Genomic DNA, 17,348 nt, shown 5'->3' with positions numbered 1-17,348 from the left:
TATTAATTCGCCATCGGCGATTGTTATTTGGCACAATGGAAAACCATTTACCTTGTGCCGAAATACATTCCGACGGGAACCGTCGATTCGCGCGCGAATATCTGATATCTGTATTGAGTGTGGCGGGGCGAAGCACGGGCATTGATTTCCGGGCTGCGCCGGTCCGCCGTTGTCGCTGGCGTAACTACCAATCCCAAGGGGGAACTCAGACGTGTCTGCGGGTGAATCGGTGATATCGGATACGAAGGACCTGGCGCGGGCCCTGTGGGGCGTCGCGCTGACCTGGGGCGTGATCGCCGTTGTGCTGGGCGTCCTGATGGTCATCCACCCGGGCAACTTCGCTCAGGTCGGGGCCGCGCTGTTCGGCATCTATCTGGCGGTATCCGGCGTGGCCCAGGTGGTTTCGGCGTTCGCTCTGGGCGGTTCGGCCGGAAACCGGGTGCTGTGGTTCATCAGCGGCGCCCTGTCGATCGTGCTGGCGGTGCTGGTGTTCCGGTACTTCGACCAGGGATACGGCGTCTGGCTGCTGGGCATCTGGATCGGCATCGGGTTTGTCTTCCAGGGCATTTCGGAGGTCGCGCTCGCGGCCGGCGACCGGGATCTGCCCGGGCGCGGCTGGCAGATCCTGTCGGGTCTGCTCGGCGTCCTCGCGGGTCTGGTCATGCTGGCCTGGCCCGGGCTGTCGATGGTCGCGCTGGCCCAGGTCGCCGGCATCTTCCTGATCGTCTTCGGCGTGCTGCAGGTCATCAGGGCATTCCAGCTGCGCGGCGGGGCCCGGTCGCTGGCGGAGAGCCTGTCCGGCGAATAGCCGACCCGCTCGATCGACGAAGGGCGCCGAATGTCCACCGGATATTCGGAGAGTTTCCATCACCGCCGATTTTCCGGTGAAAGCACCGGAAAACCGGCACCAGATAACGGATAACCAACCGGAAGAGGAATAAAAGTATGGCGCTTTCTGATCAGCTCGCCAAGCTCAGCGCACAGGCGAAGTCGCTGGAGGATTCCGCGGCGGCGACCGAGGCCAAGGACAAGGCAAAGGTCGCCGCCCGCAAGGCCGAGGTCGAGGCCAAGCTGAATGCGGCCAAGGCCGAGGCGCAGGCCGAGGGCAAGGCCGACGCCGACGACGTGGCCGCCGGCTGGCAGAAGTTGCGGGCGAAGGTCTCCGGTGACTTCGACACGCTGCGCGAGAACGCCGGCAAGCGGCACGCCACCCACCAGGCCAAGCACGCCGACCGGCGCGCCGACAACGCCGAGTGCGACGCCGAGGATGCCATCGAGTTCGCCATCTACGCACTGGAGGAGGCCGAGTACTACGTGCTGGCCGCTGCCGAGGCCCGCGTCGAGGCCGTCGACGCCGAGCTGAACGCGGAGATCAAGAACGCCGAGTAGGCGCTCCCGGCAACGAAGCAGGGCCCCCGTCGCGCGACGGGGGCCCTGCTCGCGTCTGTTGTCCTACACCCAGTAGGAGACCCGGGCGCGGTACTGCCGCATGGCCAGCAGCGCCACCGCCCAGCCGATGACCGTCAGGGCCAGTACCACGTACCAGTGCCGCAGTTCCTGAGGTGCACCGAGCAGCGGGGCCCGCACGATGTCCAGATAGTGCAGCAGCGGGTTCAGCTCGATGATCTTGCCCCACCGGTCGGCGCCCTGGCGCGACAGGGTGTCGGCGTTCCAGATGATCGGCGTCATGAAGAACAGCAACTGCACCAGGGAGGCCAGCAGGGGCGCGATATCGCGGTAGCGGGTGCTCAGGATCCCGAAGCACAGCGACACCCACACGCAGTTGAGCATGATCACCAGCAGCGCCGGGATGACGGCCAGATCCGCCCACGACCACGGTTTCGGGTAGATCATCGCGATCACCACGTAGATCACGATGTTGTGGCCGAACAGGATCATCTGCCGCCACACCAGCCGGTAGACGTGCACGCTCAACGGTGTCGGCAACTGTTTGATCAGGCCCTCGTTGGCGACGAAGACGTCCGCTCCCTCCAGGATGGCGGCGTTGATCAGGTTCCAGACGATCAGCCCGAGCGTCACGTAGGGCAGGTGCTCGGCCAGCTCCAGATGGAACAGCTGGGAGTACAGGGCACCCATGGCCACCGCGGTAGTGGCGGTGGCGATGGTGATCCAGAACGGGCCGAGCACGCTGCGCCGGTACCGCTGTTTGATGTCCTGCCAGCCCAGGTGCAGCCACAGCTCGTGTTTGCCGAACCCGTCGACCAGGTCGCGCCAGGCCCGGGCGAACGTCCGGGAGTCCGACGCCGCGTCGATGACGGTCATGTATCGATCCCTTCGCCGAAGCGTTCCTGCCTGCCGAGGCGGCGTAACCGGACCCACTCGGTGAGTCCGGCCGGGTCGCGGCGGGTTACCAGGAAGTACCAGCCGAACCGCAGCCATTCCTGCGGCAGCAGTTTGCGCATCCCGGGCTGGGACAGCAGGTAACCGCGATTGCGGTAGGTGAAGAACCGCTTGGTGGGGTTGTCCGGGTACTGGGTGTGCATCCGGCCGCCGAGGATCGGTTTGAACTCCTCGGTGCCGCACGGGTGCAGGTACTTCGCGGTCAGGCAGGTGCCGAAGGGCAACCCCGAGCGGACCAGCCGCCGGTGCAGTTCCACCTCGTCGCCGCGGACGAACAGCCGCAGGTCCGGTACCCCGACGGCATCGAGGGTCGCGGCGGCGAACAGCGCGCCGTTGAACAGCGACGCGATCCCGGGCAGCAGGTCGGGCCGTTCGGCAGGCCCCGCGTCGTCGGACTGCAGTTCACTGACCCGCCGCCGCCACACCAGCCCGCGGCGCAGCGGGAACGCCAGCAGATCGGGGTCGTCGATATTGCAGACCATCGGCGACACCTCGGCCAGACCGTGGGCCCGCGCGCAATCCAGCAGGGCGCCGAGCACCCCGGGACCCTCCGGACGGCCGTCGTCGTCGGCGCACCAGATCCAGTCGGCGCCGGCGGCCAGCGCGTGCAGCATGCCCAGGGCGAAGCCGCCGGCACCGCCGAGATTGTGGCGCGAACCCAGATAGGTGGCCGGCACCGGCCGGGATTCCACCAGCGCCCGCACCTGGCCGTCGGGGTCGTTGGCGGCGTCGTTGTCGACGACGATCAGGTGGTCGACCGGGCGGTCCTGCGCCGAGAGCACCGCCAGGGACGCCGCCAACTGCTCCGGCCGGCGATGCGTGACCACCACCGCGTACACGGTCTGGCTCATGAGTCGGAGCCTTCGGCGAGCACCTCACGGACGTGCCGGGCCGCGTCGGGACCCTCGTAGGCCCCGACCACCTCCTCGATCCCGCCGGTCAACCGGATGGCGCCGTGGTCGATCCACTTCGCCGAGGTGCACAGCCGGGCCAGGAACTCGTTGGAATGGCTGGCGAACACCAGGATCCCGGACCGCTCCACCAGGCTCTGCAGCCGCCCGCGGGCCTTCTTCAGGAACTCCGCGTCGACGGCGCCGATGCCCTCGTCGAGCAGCAGGATCTCCGGGTCGATGCTGGTCACCACGCCCATCGCCAGCCGGACCCGCATACCGGTGGAATAGGTGCGCAGCGGCATGGACAGGTATTCGCCCAGTTCGGTGAACTCGGCGATCTCGTCGACCTTGGCCAGCATCTGCTTGCGGGTCTGGCCGAGGAACAGGCCGCGGATGATGATGTTCTCGAACCCGGAGATCTCCGGGTCCATCCCGACGCCGAGGTCGAACACCGGGGCCACCCGGCCGGTCACCCGGGTCACCCCGCGGGTGGGTTCGTAGATGCCCGACAGCAGCCGCAGCAGCGTGGACTTGCCGGCACCGTTGTGCCCGACCAGACCCACCCGGTCGCCCATCTTCAGGTCCAGCGTGATGTCCCGCAGCGCTTCGACCACCACGACGTTGGAGTCGTTGCGCCCGATCGCGCCGCCCGCCTTGCCCAGGAAGGCTTTCTTCAGCGACCGTGACTTGGCGTCGAAGATGGGGAATTCGACCCAGGCGTCGCGGGCCTCGATGCTCGGTTCGGCCACGGTGGTCCTACAGGTACTGTCCGGTGCCGGGCTGACCGGGACCCGACGGTCCGGGGTTCTGCTGACCGGTGATGCCGGGCGGCAGGGAGCCCTGGCGCATCTGTTCGAGCTGGGCGCGCGCGGCCATCTGCTGGGCGAACAGCGCGGTCTGGATGCCGTGGAACAGCCCTTCCAGCCAGCCGACCAACTGGGCCTGGGCGATCCGCAGTTCGGCGTCCGAGGGCACCGCATCTTCGCCGAACGGAAGCGCCAGCCGGTCGAGTTCCTCGCGCAGCTCCGGAGCCAGGCCGTCCTGCAGCTCGGCGATGGAGGTGCGGTGGATCTCGCGCAACCGGGTTCGGCTGGCGTCGTCGAGCGGCGCGGCCTTCACCTCTTCGAGCAGCTGCTTGATCATGGTGCCGATCCGCATCACCTTGGCCGGCTGCGCCACCAGGTCGGTGACCGACGTTTCGTCGTCGTCGACGGCCGCCGCCAGCAGGCGCGCGTCCGGACTGCCGATGACCTCGATGTCGTCGTTGCTGCTCACGATGGGGGTGCTCCTCCGCGCCACTGGTAGATCCGGGCGTGACCGTTGTTGTAGATGCGCTCCCACGACCGGGAGGTGTCCAACGACACTAGTCCGTCGGGCATGTGGAACTGTTGCACCACCGTGTCGCTGACCATCAGATAACGGATGCCGAGGTTGGCCACCGCCATCGGCACCCACGGATTGTGATCGTCGTCGGCATAGGCCCAGATGATGAACCGGTTGAGACCCGGGCCCTGCTGCACCGGGAAGTCGTAGTGGGTCCACAGCGGGTGCAGCCCGGCCACCGCGTACATCCAGGCGCTGCCGTCCACGTTGGCGTTGGCGATCATCGAGTCCCGGGCGCCGGGCAGCCCGGCCAGGTACTCCCAGGCGTCGAGATCCTTCTGGTTGACCATGATCGAGTCGTATTTGCGGCCCATAAGCAGGCTGTTGCGCGGGAAGTAGTGCCAGGCCAGTCCCAGCGAGGACACCACCAGCAGCGCCGCCGCCGTGCCGATCCAGAACCGGCGGCCCGGGTCGCGCAGCGACCATCGCCGGACCGCCAGCCGCGCACCGGCCACCGCCAGGACGACGAGGACGTACAGCCCGATCCCCGCCCAGGACGCCAGCAGCATGGTCACCACCGCCGACAAGCGGCGCGGATCGCTGTAGAACAGGTCGGCGTAGGGCCGGATGAGGGCGCCGATCGGGCCGCCGAACGGCGCGGAGGAATGCACGGTGGCAGCCACCAGCAGCAGCCAGACCGCCAGCGGCCACCACACCCGCCGGACCAGCAGCACCGCCGCGCCCAGCGCCGCGCACGCGATCAGCATGTTCTGGATCGGCCAGTCGTTGAGATGGCGGGTGTGCTGGAACACGGCGTTGAACAGCGCCTGTTTCTTGCCGACACCGGTGACGAACGCGTGCCCGGCGATGATCTCGGCCTGGTCGAGCACACCGAGGAACTGCGGGAGCATGATCACCAGGGCGGGGGCACCGACGGCGCTCAGAGTGCCCAGGTCGGCCAGCCGCCCGCGCACTGGATGCCACAGGGCGTCGATGCACCACCAGGCCACCAGGAACGTCACCATGACCACCCCGCCGGTCAGGTGCAGGGAGAACAGGCCGACGACGGCGAGCACCGCCAGCGGGATCCGGCCGCGGTGGGCCAGGCAGGACATGACCAGCACGGTGGTGGGTACGGCGACGCCGTAGGCGACCAGGTTCGGCACCGCCGCGACGTTGAACTCGACGTAGGGCAGCGCGGTGAACGACGCCGAGACCACCGCGGCCGTCGCGGCGGCCGCGGCGGCCGGCCACTGGTTCGCGCCGCCGTCGGGGCGCCGCTCGCCACGGGCACGCATCAGCGTCCAGGTGAGCACCGCCGCGCTGGCCGGGAACAGCCACACTGCGGCCGCCAGCGCACTGAGTGTGTAGGCCGTGGTCGGCGCCGCCCCGGTCAGCTGGGCCAGCACCGCGGCCAGCGCGTGGAAGACCGACGGGTAGTACAGCTCGGCGTGGGTGTCGGTGTTGCGCAGCTCGCCCATGTGCAGCGAGGACGCGTCGCCGGTGTCCAGAATCCACCGGATGGTGTTGGCGTGCCACACCGAATCCCAGGTGCTGGGAATCGACTGCCAGTTCACCAAACCGCGGTGTGCGGCCCACGCGACGACGGCCGCACCCAGCATTACGCCGCCGGCGACCAGCAGCGCGGGCCGGGTCCGGATCCCGTCGCCGGGACCGGCCACGGTGCCATTTCCGGCGTTGCCGCGCAGCCGCGACCAGACCACCGGCAAACCCGCGACGACCGCGGTGGCGACGAGCAGTGCGACCAGCGCCGTTCCGGCGTTCCAGGGCACACCCAGGGCTCCGAACGGCATGATTGCCAGGGCGACGACGCCGTAGGTCAGTGCCGGCCCGGCGGCCAGCGCGGCCGGCCAGGGCAACCGGCCTGCCCGGCCCAGCAACGCACCGGGGACGACCATCACCACGGTTGCCGCCAACAGCCCGTACCAAAAACTCACTGCACTAGTATGGCTGTCCAGTGACTCACGTCCGGTGGGCCACGGCGCGTGGTGCCCGAGCAGCACGGGCGTTGCGGGCCGGGTCGCCTCGCTCGAGCGGGGATCCGGGACCCGACTTTCACAAAGGTGGTCGCAATGGTGTTCGACGTCGCCCGGGTGCGTGGTCTGCACCCGACGCTGGGCGACGGCTGGATACGTTTCGACTCGCCGAAGGCGATGTTGACCCCCGACGCGGTGGCCACCACCGTCTCGACCGCGTTTCGCACCTCGATGCCGTTCGACACCGGACCGCATCCGTTGGCCCGGCGCAGCGCTGCCCTGCTGGATGCTGCCCGGTGGGCCGTCGCCGACCTGGTTGGCGGCGATCCGGCCGGGGTGGTGCTGGGCGCCGACCGGGCACTGCTGCTCGCCCTGCTCGCCGATGCCTCCCGGTCCCGGCTGGGCCTGGGCTACGAAGCGGTGGTCACCCGGCTCGACGACGACGCCAACATCGCTCCGTGGTGCCGCGCCGCGGATCGCTACGGCGCGAAGGTGCAGTGGGCCGAGATCGACATCGAGACCGGCGAACTGCCGCCCTGGCAGTGGGAAACGCTGATCACCCCGGCGACCCGGGTAGTGGCGCTGCCCACCGCCTCGGCGACGCTCGGTTCCCTGGTGGAGTTGGGCCCGGCGACCAAGCAGATGCACGCCGTCGGCGGTCTGGTGGTGCTCGACCACACCGCCGCTGCGCCGTACCGACTGGTCGACATCGACGATCTGGACGCCGACGTGCTGGCGCTGAACGCCATCAGCTGGGGCGGCCCACCGGTCGGAGCATTGGTCTTCCGTGATCCGTCGCTGATCGACACCTTCGCCCCGGTGTCGCTGAACCCGGCCGCGACCGGACCGGACCGCCTGGAACTGGGCGCGCACCAGTACGGGCTGCTGGGCGGCCTGGTGGCCAGCATCGAGTACCTGGCCAATCTGGACGAGGCGGCCACCGGCACGCGGCGGGAACGGCTCGCCCAGTCGCTGGCCTCGGCCGCCGACTACCTCGATCAGCTGCTCGACTACCTGCTGATGTCGCTTCGTTCGCTGCCGCTGGTGATGGTGCTCGGCGAGCCCGCGGGCCGCATTCCGGTGCTCAGCTTCGCGCTGCACAGCGTGCCGGCCGAGCGGGTCGTGCAGCGGCTTGCCGACAACGGCATCCTGGCGATCGCGAACGCGCCGTCCCAGGCGCTCGACGCGTTCGGCGTCAACGACGTCGGCGGCGCGGTGACCGTCGGCCTGGCGCACTACTCGACACCCGCCGAGGTTGACCAGCTGGTCCGGGCGCTCGCCTCGCTGGGTTGATCAGCGGCGGTCAGTCGGCGAGGATCAGACGGTCAGGACGATCTTTCCGGTCACCGCACCGGAGGCCAGCTGCGCGTGCGCGGTACCGGCCTCGGTGATCGGCAGCCGCTCGCCGATGACGGTCCGCACCCGCCCGTCGGCGACCATCGGCCACACGTGCTCGACGACGGACGCCATGACGGCGGCCTTGGCGTCGGCCGACCGTCCGCGCAGGCTGGTGCCGATGACCCGGGCCCGTTTGGTGATCAGCTTGCCCAGGTTCAGCTCACCCTTCACCCCGCCCTGCATGCCGATCACGATCAGCTGGCCGTCGACGGCCAGGGCGTCGATATTGCGGTCCAGGTAGGCCGCGCCCATGATGTCGAGGATCAGATCGGCCCCGCCGCGCTCGGCCAGCACCGCGACGAAATCGTCCTCGCGGTAGTTGATGGTGATGTCGGCTCCGAGCTCGGCGCAGGTGGCCAGCTTCTCCGGGGAACCGGCGGTCACCGCGACGACGGCGTCGAGCGCCTTGGCGACCTGGATCGCGTGGCTGCCCACCCCGCTGGCGCCGCCGTGCAGCAGGACCAGCTGACCGGCGTGCAGCCCCGCGGTCATCACCAGATTCGACCACACGGTGGCGGCGACCTCGGGCAACCCGGCGGCGTCGACCAGGGGCACGCCGTCGGGGATCGGCGCGAGCTGGCCGGCCGGGACCGTCACGTACTCGGCGTAGCCGCCGCCGGCCAGCAGCGCGCAGACCGGGTCGCCCAGCGACCAGCCGGACACCGCGGAACCCAGCGCGACGACGGTGCCGGACACTTCCAGGCCGAGGGTGTTGCTCGCTCCCGGCGGTGGTGGGTAGAGCCCGGCGGCCTGGAGCAGATCCGCGCGATTGACGCCGGCCGCGGTCACCCGGACCAGCACCTCCGTGGCCGCGGGAGTGACGTCGGGCACCTCGTCCCAGAGCAGTTCTCCCTGCGGGCCGATCACGATGGCGTGCATGGCGGTTGACGCTACCCCGCACCGGGATCGCCCAGGTTGCGGACGATGCGCCGCGACGGACGTAAAGTGAGCGGCGGGGAGGAAGTTTTGGTTTTTTTTGGGGGGGGGGACTATGAATGGTGCCGTTTCCGGACGTTTGACGGGGGATATCCCCGGCTTGGACCGGGCCGAGCAGCGTACCTGGGAGCAGTTTCTGGACGCGTCGCAGCTGTTGTACGCCGTACTGAGCCGGGAACTGGTCGAGGCGCATCAGCTGCCGCTGGGTGATCTGCGGTTGCTGATCATGCTGGGTCGCTCGCCGACCGGAGCCCTGCGCATGGGTGAACTCGCCGACTCGCTGCTGGTGCTGCCGAGCCGGGTCACCCGGCAGGTGCGCCGGCTGGAGACCCACGGGCTGGTGGCGCGGATCCCCAGCGCCGAGGACGGCCGGGCGGTGCTGGCCGGGATCACCGACCGGGGCCGGGAGGCGCTCGCCGGGGCCATGGTCACCTACGGGCAGTCGATCCGGGGCTATTTCCTGCGCGAGCTGTCGCGGCCCCAGCGGGTGGCACTCGGCGAGAGCTGCCGCCGGATCGCCAACGGGCTACGCGCCCCGCGGCCGGCCGGACAGATCCCCTGACGGGGGCCCGCTACGCTGGTCCGCGGTGACGTGGCAGAGCGGCCTAATGCACTCGCCTTGAAAGCGAGAGACGGTTAATCCCGTCCGGGGGTTCAAATCCCTCCGTCACCGCTCTTGCCAGCGCAGATGCTCTGGTCACGGTTCCGGACTGCGACTGGATGCCGGCCCATGCGTCACAAAGTGACACATGGCTCGCACTCGGCCCGGGTAAATCCTCAGACGTAGTCTCCCCGCGCCGCTATCGAATAGATTCGAATGGACGTGCAGAGTTGAGGAGGCACAGTGTCCCGACACGACGCCGCCACGAGGCCCGAGACAGCTGCGTGGTCCACGAGAGCCGTTGATGCGGACGCCGCCGTCGACTATTGGCGCGCCGCGCGGCGGAAAGCTTACGTCGACGTCTCACCGACTCCCTACTCTCGCGATTTCGTCGGCGAGATCGACTACGCGAGCTATGGGGGCTTCGACCTGTCGGTCAAACGGGCGAGCGGAGAGAAGGTGACTCGGTCCCGCGTGTTGATTTCCCGCGGGAGCGATCCGGAGTACCTGTATGTGCTGTTCCAGCGCCGCGGTACAGGGATCGTCACGCAAGCCGGACGCAGCGCGGAGATCCGGTCGGGCCAGGTGGTGATCTACGACAGCAGGCAACCGTTCACGCTGGACTATCGGGAACCGTACGAGCAGGTCGTAGTGCATCTACCCGCCGAGCGCGCATTCGCCGACGCGGGATTGCGGCCCAGCACCGATCTGTTCGCGGTGCCCATCGATGTCGACGGCGCGCTGTCGGCGGTGTCGGCGTTCTTTCAGAGCCTTGCCGACACACAGGCCTCGGACCCCGTGGGTACCGGCTTTCTCGCACCGCACGCCGCTGGCCTGGCGAGTTCCCTGTTGGCGTACGCGGCAAGAATCCGAGGTCCGCAGGACCTGCCGATCCTGCTGCAGCGCGAACGAGTACTGGCCTACCTCCGGCAGCATCTCAGCGACGCGGATCTCGACGTAGACCGCATCGCCGTCGGCTGCCACATATCCCGCCGCACACTGCATCGACTGTTCGAGGGGACCGGGCACACCGTGATGTCGCATTTGCGCACGCTACGGGTCGACGCGGCCCAACGGATGTTGGCGAACCAGGCTGACCTCTCGGTCGAATCGATCGCCAGGGAGGTGGGGTTCGTCAGCGACGCCCACTTCTACCGCTCGTTCCGGTCGGTTACCGGTGTGACGCCGGGCGAGTACCGGCAACTGGCACGCCAGGGCGTCACGGACCTTCGGACACGGACAGACCGGTCTGAATAACGCTTGACTCTGCGAACGGGCGATGAGTCCACATGGTTCACAGCCCCGGTGGCGCAGAAAGTCATAGGTCCGGCACGCACGGACAGCAGGACGCGGGCACCCGAAGGTAGCGTCAGTTCAGTAGGAACAGGAGGACGTGGGGTGACGGACCTTCACGACAGAGTGCGGGTGCGCGGTGCCCGTGAGCATAATCTGCAGAACGTGGACGTGGAGGTGCCGCGCGATGCCCTCGTTGCGTTCACTGGCGTGTCGGGTTCGGGAAAGTCCTCTTTGGCTTTCGGCACCCTGTTCGCGGAGTCGCAGCGTCGGTATCTGGAATCGGTTGCGCCGTATGCGCGCCGCCTGATCGATCAGGCGGGTATTCCGGATGTCGATTCGATCGAAGGGATGCCTCCGGCTGTTGCGCTACGGCAGCAGCGCGGCAGTGCCAGCACACGTTCGTCGGTCGGTAGCGTGACCACGCTGTCGAGCCTGATCCGGATGCTGTATTCGCGCGCGGGCAACTATCCATCCGATCAGCCGATGCTCTACGCAGAAGACTTCTCCCCCAACACACCTCAGGGTGCCTGTCCCACCTGTCACGGCATGGGCCGCGTGTACGAGGTCACCGAGGCGCTCATGGTGCCGGACCCGACGCTGACGATCCGGGAGCGCGCCATCGCCTCGTGGCCGCCCGCCTGGTACGGCCAGAACCTGCGCGACATCCTGGTCTCGCTCGGCTACGACGTCGACGTCCCCTGGGCGAAGCTGCCGCGCAAAGATCGCGACTGGATCCTGTTCACCGAGGACCGTCCCACGGTGCCGGTGTACGCCGGCCTCACCCCGGCGCAAACCCGCCATGCCATCGAGGACGACTGGGAACCCAGCTACCAAGGCACCTTCATCGGTGCACGACGATACGTCCTGGATACGTTCGCCACTACCAAGAGTGCCGGCGTCAAAAAGCGCGTCTCCCAGTTCGTCGGAAGCGGACCGTGCCCGGCCTGCCACGGAAAGCGACTCAAACCCGAGGCACTCTCGGTGACATTCGAGGGACTCGACATTGCCGCACTGTCGCGGCTCACGCTGGATCAACTCGCTGCACTCTGCGCCACGGTGCTAAGCCCGCAATGGGCGCCCGACGTTTCCGGCGAGGCGCTCGACGTGCGAGCACGGACGTTGGCGGTCGAGGCGCGGGTCGCTGCCGGCGGGGCCGCGCACACCGCGGCCCCGGATGTTCGGCAAACACCGAACATGTCACCCGAAAAGCGGGCCGCGGCACAGCGATTGGTATCGGATCTACAGGAACGACTACAGCCGCTCATCGACCTTGGACTGGGGTACCTGTCCTTGGCTCGCAGCACGCCAACGCTATCGGGGGGAGAATTGCAGCGCGTCCGGCTCGCGACGCAGCTGTCGTCTCGGCTGTTCGGAGTCGTGTACGTGCTCGATGAGCCGTCGGCTGGTCTGCACCCTCGTGACCGAGAGGCGCTACGCGGCATCTTGCAGGGACTCAAACGCAGTGGCAACAGCGTCTTCGTGGTGGAGCATTCGCTCGATGTCATCGCCGCAGCCGACTGGCTTGTCGACATCGGACCGGGCGCGGGCATGGACGGTGGTCAGATCCTCTACAGCGGACCGCCACCAGGTCTGGCCGACGTTGCTGAATCTGTCACGCAACGTTACCTGTTCGGCGAGGACACACAGAGGATTGCACGCACACCACGGGATCGCGACGATTGGTTGGAACTTGCGGGAGTGCGGCGCAACAACCTGCACGACATCTCGGTGGCGATCCCGTTGCGCTGCCTGACCGCGGTCACCGGGGTGTCCGGATCCGGGAAGTCAAGCCTCGTCGCGCACGCGCTCGCCGAGATCGTCGGAGATCGTCTGGGCCGCCCGGTACGCTTTGACGACTCGGGTGACGACGACCTGCTCGCCGAGGCCGCGCCCGCTGCATCGGGTGAGGTCGTCGGTGACACCCACGGCATACGCAGAGTCGTGTGCATCGATCAGAAGCCAATCGGGCGCACCCCACGATCCAATGTCGCCACCTACACCGGGGTGTTTGACGACATCCGTCGACGGTTTTCCCAGACTCCGGAGGCGCAAGCTCACGGGTACAAACCAGGGCGGTTCTCCTTCAATGTGGCCGGCGGGCGCTGCCCGACCTGCGAAGGCGAAGGGTGGGTGATGGTAGAGCTGCTGTTCCTGCCCAGCGTCTACAGCCCATGCCCGGACTGTCACGGAACACGTTACAACGCAGACACTCTCGCGATCCGATGGCGCGGACGCAACATCGCCGAGGTGCTGGAGCTCAGCACGTCGGCGGCCCGAGAGTTCTTCGACGGTGAAGTCGACATTCTTCGAGCGCTGGACGCCCTCTGCGACGTCGGGCTCGGCTATCTGAGACTCGGACAACCCGCTACAGAGCTGTCCGGCGGCGAGGCGCAACGCGTCAAGCTCGCCGGCGAACTGCAACGCGCGCACCGCAGCGACGCCCTCTATCTACTGGACGAACCCACCGCCGGACTGCACCCCGCCGACACCGACCGGCTCCTCGCACACCTGCACCGGCTCGTCGATGCCGGCAATACCGTGGTCGCCGCCGAACTGGACATGAGAGTGGTTGCACAGGCCGACTACGTCATCGATCTGGGACCGGGCGCAGGCGCCGCCGGAGGCCACATCGTCGTTGCCGGCACCCCCGCGGAGGTGGCGCAGTGCCCAGACAGCGCCACCGGGCCCTACTTGGCCGTGGAGCTGGCGCGCTGAACACCCGCCCTTGGCGCAGATGGGCACCATCGTGGCGCAAAGAGACATAGACACCATGCGCGACCGTGCATATGTTGGCAGAGCGGCTCGCCACAAGGCCGAGCTGACCGTCACACCAGCGCTCCGCTTGTGCTGCAGGAGGTTGACATCATGTCCGAAACTAATCGCGCGGTCGTGTTCAACGGTCCCCGGGACATGCGGGTGGAGTCTCTGGCCTACCCAAAACTGGTCATGCCGAACGGGAAGAAGGCCCCGCACGGCGCGATCCTGAAAATTGTCGCCACCAATATTTGTGGCAGTGATCTGCACATCTACCGAGGATCCTTCCCCGTCCCGCAGGGCATGGTCATGGGCCATGAGATGACCGGTGAGGTCATCGAGGTGGGCACAGATGTGGAGTTTTTGAAGGAGGGCGATCTGGTCTCGGTTCCGTTCAACGTCGCCTGCGGACGCTGTCGAAACTGCAAAGCACGCCGGACCGACGTATGCGAGACCGTGAACCCAGATGTCGCCTGCGGCGCTTACGGTTTCAACCTCGGCAACTGGAATGGTGGCCAGTCCGAGTACCTGTTCGTCCCGTACGCCGACTTCAACCTCCTGCGTTTCCCGGACAAGGACCAGGCCATGGCGAAGATCCTCGACCTTGCCCTGCTTTCGGACATTCTGCCGACCGCCTTCCACGGTTTGATGGAGGCAGGAGCCAAACCCGGTTCCACGGTCTACATCGCCGGGGCCGGTCCGGTCGGGCGCTGTGGAGCTGCGGCCGCACGCCTGTTGGGCGCGTCCTGCATCATCGTCGGTGACTACCACCGGGAACGGCTCGAGCTGGTCAAGAACAACGGGTGTGAGACGATCGATCTGAACCAGGACATCCCACTGCAAGACCAGATCGAGGCCATCCTCGGTGAGCGTGAAGTCGATTGTGCCGTCGACTATGTCGGTTCCGAAGCGCACGGCATCGGCGCACAGGCAGGTGACCCTCAGCCGGCGGGTGCCATCAACCAGGTCATCGACGCTACGCGCGCTGGCGGCGCAACTGGCGTCATCGGCGTCTACGGCCCCGACCCTATCGCGCCGACGAAGGCGGAACAGCAGGGCGTCTTCCCACTCGATTTCGGGAAGGCGTGGATCAAATCGCCTCGGATCTCGGCCGGGCAGGCGCCGATCATGCACTACCACCGCGAGTTGATGATGGCGATCCTCTGGGACCGCATGCCCTACTTGAGTGCGATGCTCAATACCAAGGTCATCAGTCTCGATGACGCGCCGGCCGCCTATGAAACCTTCGAACAAGGCTCGTCGAACAAGTTCATCATCGATCCGCACGGAAGCATCCCGGCCGCATAGCCTTCGCCTCGGCGCCGGCCGCCGTCCTCGCCCAGAGGGCGGCGGTCGCCGCTGAACCCCAAAGCAATTGACAAGGAGCTGAGCATGATTGATCCGTCATCAGCGACCCGGCTCGACGCCACGGATTTCGGATGGATCACGACCGTGCGCCGCGATGGCCAGCCGCAGAGTTCCTACGTGTGGTTCCATTTTGACGGAACCGACGTGTTTGTGATCAGCGAGCCCCGATCGGGAAAAGTGCGAAACATCACCGAAAATCCCAGGGTGTCATTTCATCTCGACGGAGACGGGACCGCCGGCAACGGTGTCCTCACCGTCGACGGTACCGCCGAACTATCCTCCGCCTCAGACGATCCCCAGCGACTGGCGCAGTACATGACCAAGTACAACCGCCGAATTCGTGAAGATCTGGAATCGACCCCGCAGCGATATGCGGACCACTTCTCCACGGCGATGAAAATCAGCCTCAGAACGATCCGCGCTTGGTGACCATGCCTTGACGTGCGGTGCAAATCGTCCGGTACTGCACATGCTGACCGCCGCCACCGCCCGAGACCGGACCGGATGTGCCGCCTTGACGGGGAGAGAGGTTTAGCAGTCTCCGGGGGTTCAAACCCCTCCGTCACTGCTGTGGAGCAGTGCCGATGTGTCTTCGGCGGTCGTCCGCTGCGAGCTCAGCGTGAACGTCGTGACCAGCCTCCGGTAGAGCGGGCTGGTCGCCAGGAGCTGGTCATGGGTGCCTTGCGCGGTGACCCGTCCGCCGTCCATGACAACGATGTTGTCGGCATCTACGACAGTGGAAAGCCGGTGCGCGATGGTGATGACGGTTCCGCGTGCGGCCTGTTTCCGGATCGCGTCGTGAATGGCGCTCTCGGAGATGCCGTCGACCTGGGCTGTCGCCTCGTCGAGAAGGAGGATGCGGGGCCGGGCGAGCAGAGCGCGGGCGATGGCGATCCGCTGGCGCTGTCCGCCGGAGATCGTGGCGTCCCGGATCTCGGTGTCGAGGCCCTGGGGAAGGCGGTCGATGAGATCGTCGAGCAGCAGTTCGCCGGCGACCTGCCTCATGTCGGCCTCGTCCACCTCCGGGTTGGCGAATCCGAGGTTGTGGCGAAGCGTGCCCGGCAGCAGCGGTGCCTCCTGCTCGACGTAGGTGATGTGCTCGCGAACCGCCGTGGGCCCGAGCTCGTCGTAGCGTGCCCCCAGCAGGCGAAGGCACCCGGTGCTGGGTTCCAGGAAGCACAGAATCAGCGACATGACCGTAGTTTTCCCGGCGCCGGAGGGCCCGACGATTGCCGTGTGGCCCCGGCTCGGGAAGACCAGCGACAGCTCGGAAACTGCGGGCACGTCGCCGGGAAGGTAAGAGGCGGTGACGGACTCGATCGCGATCGCCGGGGGTGCGTCGTGCTGGTCCGGCTCCGGCCTGGTGCCGGGCTGGCCCGCCCCCGGGTACCGCTCGGTGTCCAATGCCTCGACCTCGCGGATGCGGCCGGCGGCGGCCATGCCCGCCTGCAGCGTCGTCAGATGGTGCGCCAGTTCCGATGTGGGGCCGAGCAGTCCGAAGATGTAGAGCAGGAATGCGACGAGCGTGGACACGGTGATGGCGCCGAGCGACACCCGCCACGCGCCGAGTGTGAGCACCGTGATGATTGCGGCCTGGACCCCGGCGCCGGTAGCCGCCCAGACGAGTGCCTCACGGCGAACGACGCGGATGCCGTGATCGCGTGAGCGGCGGGCGTGCCCGAGCAGAGTTGCGCGCTGGTTCTCCTCGGCGGTCGCGACCTTGACCGTCTTGATCGCGCGGACCGTGCCGTCGAGCTCGCCGCCGAGATCGGAGAGCGCGGCTTGGGCATCTTCCTGCATGCCGGAGATGGCGGGCATCAGCAGCGCGACGCCGGTGCCGACGACGGCGGCCACACCGATGGTGACGCCGGTGAGAACCGGATCGAGGAAGAACATGAGCGCAAGAGCTCCGATGAGCGCGACCGAGTCATTGATGATGCCGATCACGCTGGAGGACGCCGCCTCGCGCAGCAGGACGGAGTCGGAGGTGACGCGGGTGACCCACTCGCCCGGCGAGCGACTGAGCAGGGGCAGCACTCGGGCGCGCAGGTACCGGGTGATCATGGTGGCGCGAGCCTCGTAGACGATGTTCTCGGCCAGGCTGCCCAGGATGACCGCCTGCCACCATCCGGCCAGTGCGCTGACCACAAGTAGACCGATCAGAAGGGCCACCGGCACCACCAGGGAACCTCCGGTGTGGCCGAGGGAGTCCAGAATCCATCGGGTGGCCAGGGGGCTCGCCAGCTCGCCCGCGGACACCAGAACTCCGAGGAGCATGGCGAAGACGAGAATGCCGGCCTTGGGGCGGACGAACTGCCACAGAACGGCGAACCGCGTGGGCTGGCTCATGATCGGCGACGTGTTCATGCGTCGGAGGCTTCCTCGATTGTCGGGGGCGTGGGCAGAACCGGCCGTGCTTCG

At 67.5% G+C, this 17,348-nt stretch carries 15 protein-coding genes and 1 tRNA gene; 9 read left to right on the top strand and 7 right to left on the bottom strand.

Features of this window, described 5'->3' with window-relative positions; all coding sequences use genetic code 11:
* Window positions 1-211: 211 nt before the first annotated feature.
* A complete protein-coding gene (locus tag G6N16_RS02105; RefSeq protein WP_234806015.1) occupies window positions 212-808 on the top strand; it encodes an HdeD family acid-resistance protein in 597 nt (198 codons plus the stop codon).
* 137 nt (window positions 809-945) lie between these two features.
* Entirely contained in the window at window positions 946-1,389 is a 444-nt protein-coding gene (locus tag G6N16_RS02100) for a hypothetical protein (RefSeq protein WP_083033386.1), read from the top strand.
* A gap of 63 nt (window positions 1,390-1,452) precedes the next feature.
* Here the strand turns inward: G6N16_RS02100 and wzm are convergent, their stop codons facing one another.
* From wzm to G6N16_RS02075, 5 genes are read right to left on the bottom strand one after another with little or no spacing between them, the layout of a single operon-like run.
* Window positions 1,453-2,283, bottom strand: coding sequence for a galactan export ABC transporter permease subunit Wzm/RfbD (gene wzm / locus G6N16_RS02095; RefSeq protein ID WP_083033387.1), 831 nt, complete (start codon window positions 2,281-2,283; stop codon window positions 1,453-1,455).
* Entirely contained in the window at window positions 2,280-3,212 is a 933-nt protein-coding gene (gene glfT1, locus G6N16_RS02090) for a galactofuranosyltransferase GlfT1 (protein ID WP_083033389.1), read from the bottom strand. Before glfT1 ends, wzm begins: the two co-directional genes overlap by 4 nt.
* The gene (wzt, locus tag G6N16_RS02085) at window positions 3,209-4,003 is read right to left on the bottom strand and encodes a galactan export ABC transporter ATP-binding subunit Wzt/RfbE (RefSeq protein WP_083032493.1); all 795 of its coding nucleotides are present in this window, start codon (window positions 4,001-4,003) and stop codon (window positions 3,209-3,211) included. Before wzt ends, glfT1 begins: the two co-directional genes overlap by 4 nt.
* A 7-nt stretch (window positions 4,004-4,010) precedes the next feature.
* On the bottom strand, window positions 4,011-4,553 hold the full coding sequence (locus G6N16_RS02080; protein ID WP_110810924.1) for a bacterial proteasome activator family protein: 543 nt from the start codon (window positions 4,551-4,553) through the stop codon (window positions 4,011-4,013).
* Entirely contained in the window at window positions 4,526-6,535 is a 2,010-nt protein-coding gene (locus G6N16_RS02075) for a DUF6541 family protein (RefSeq protein WP_083032491.1), read from the bottom strand. The genes G6N16_RS02080 and G6N16_RS02075 overlap by 28 nt, the downstream gene beginning before the upstream one ends.
* 135 nt (window positions 6,536-6,670) lie before the next feature.
* Between G6N16_RS02075 and G6N16_RS02070 the strand changes: the two genes are divergently transcribed.
* Window positions 6,671-7,867, top strand: coding sequence for a cysteine desulfurase-like protein (locus G6N16_RS02070; protein WP_083032490.1), 1,197 nt, complete (start codon window positions 6,671-6,673; stop codon window positions 7,865-7,867).
* A 24-nt stretch (window positions 7,868-7,891) separates the two neighbouring features.
* Here G6N16_RS02070 and G6N16_RS02065 read toward each other — a convergent pair whose 3' ends face one another.
* Entirely contained in the window at window positions 7,892-8,851 is a 960-nt protein-coding gene (locus G6N16_RS02065) for an NAD(P)H-quinone oxidoreductase (protein WP_083032488.1), read from the bottom strand.
* Between the two features lie 112 nt (window positions 8,852-8,963).
* On the opposite strand from G6N16_RS02065, the gene G6N16_RS02060 reads away from it, so the two are divergent.
* The 6 genes from G6N16_RS02060 to G6N16_RS02035 all read left to right on the top strand — a co-directional run bounded on the left by G6N16_RS02060 (window position 8,964) and on the right by G6N16_RS02035 (window position 15,356).
* The gene (locus tag G6N16_RS02060) at window positions 8,964-9,470 is read left to right on the top strand and encodes a MarR family winged helix-turn-helix transcriptional regulator (protein ID WP_083032487.1); all 507 of its coding nucleotides are present in this window, start codon (window positions 8,964-8,966) and stop codon (window positions 9,468-9,470) included.
* 24 nt (window positions 9,471-9,494) lie between these two features.
* A tRNA-Ser gene (locus G6N16_RS02055) sits at window positions 9,495-9,581 on the top strand.
* Window positions 9,582-9,752: 171 nt separating this feature from the next.
* Window positions 9,753-10,766 (top strand): helix-turn-helix domain-containing protein, encoded by a 1,014-nt coding sequence (locus G6N16_RS02050; protein WP_083032485.1) that lies wholly within the window; start codon window positions 9,753-9,755, stop codon window positions 10,764-10,766.
* 141 nt (window positions 10,767-10,907) lie between these two features.
* Window positions 10,908-13,520, top strand: coding sequence for an excinuclease ABC subunit UvrA (locus tag G6N16_RS02045; RefSeq protein ID WP_083032484.1), 2,613 nt, complete (start codon window positions 10,908-10,910; stop codon window positions 13,518-13,520).
* 150 nt (window positions 13,521-13,670) lie between these two features.
* Complete coding sequence (locus tag G6N16_RS02040; protein ID WP_083032496.1) at window positions 13,671-14,867, top strand: alcohol dehydrogenase catalytic domain-containing protein; 1,197 nt, start codon at window positions 13,671-13,673, stop codon at window positions 14,865-14,867.
* Window positions 14,868-14,951: 84 nt separating this feature from the next.
* The gene (locus tag G6N16_RS02035; RefSeq protein WP_083032482.1) at window positions 14,952-15,356 is read left to right on the top strand and encodes a pyridoxamine 5'-phosphate oxidase family protein; all 405 of its coding nucleotides are present in this window, start codon (window positions 14,952-14,954) and stop codon (window positions 15,354-15,356) included.
* 120 nt (window positions 15,357-15,476) lie between these two features.
* Here the strand turns inward: G6N16_RS02035 and G6N16_RS02030 are convergent, their stop codons facing one another.
* Complete coding sequence (locus G6N16_RS02030; RefSeq protein WP_083032481.1) at window positions 15,477-17,294, bottom strand: ABC transporter ATP-binding protein; 1,818 nt, start codon at window positions 17,292-17,294, stop codon at window positions 15,477-15,479.
* Window positions 17,295-17,348: the final 54 nt, after the last annotated feature.

The sequence above is a fragment of the Mycolicibacterium insubricum genome (assembly GCF_010731615.1).
Lineage (GTDB): Bacteria > Actinomycetota > Actinomycetes > Mycobacteriales > Mycobacteriaceae > Mycobacterium > Mycobacterium insubricum.
The sequence above is the reverse complement of the archived record's forward strand: the minus strand, read 5'-3'. Positions and strand labels throughout refer to the sequence as shown.

Coding starts and splice junctions, on each gene's coding strand:
- G6N16_RS02100 (WP_083033386.1), top strand. CDS start 946: ATGGCGCTTTCTGATCAGCTCGCCAAGCTCAGCGCACAGGCGAAGTCG.
- wzm (WP_083033387.1), bottom strand. CDS start 2,283: ATGACCGTCATCGACGCGGCGTCGGACTCCCGGACGTTCGCCCGGGCC.
- glfT1 (WP_083033389.1), bottom strand. CDS start 3,212: ATGAGCCAGACCGTGTACGCGGTGGTGGTCACGCATCGCCGGCCGGAG.
- G6N16_RS02070 (WP_083032490.1), top strand. CDS start 6,671: ATGGTGTTCGACGTCGCCCGGGTGCGTGGTCTGCACCCGACGCTGGGC.
- G6N16_RS02065 (WP_083032488.1), bottom strand. CDS start 8,851: ATGCACGCCATCGTGATCGGCCCGCAGGGAGAACTGCTCTGGGACGAG.
- G6N16_RS02060 (WP_083032487.1), top strand. CDS start 8,964: ATGAATGGTGCCGTTTCCGGACGTTTGACGGGGGATATCCCCGGCTTG.
- G6N16_RS02040 (WP_083032496.1), top strand. CDS start 13,671: ATGTCCGAAACTAATCGCGCGGTCGTGTTCAACGGTCCCCGGGACATG.
- G6N16_RS02035 (WP_083032482.1), top strand. CDS start 14,952: ATGATTGATCCGTCATCAGCGACCCGGCTCGACGCCACGGATTTCGGA.
- G6N16_RS02030 (WP_083032481.1), bottom strand. CDS start 17,294: ATGAACACGTCGCCGATCATGAGCCAGCCCACGCGGTTCGCCGTTCTG.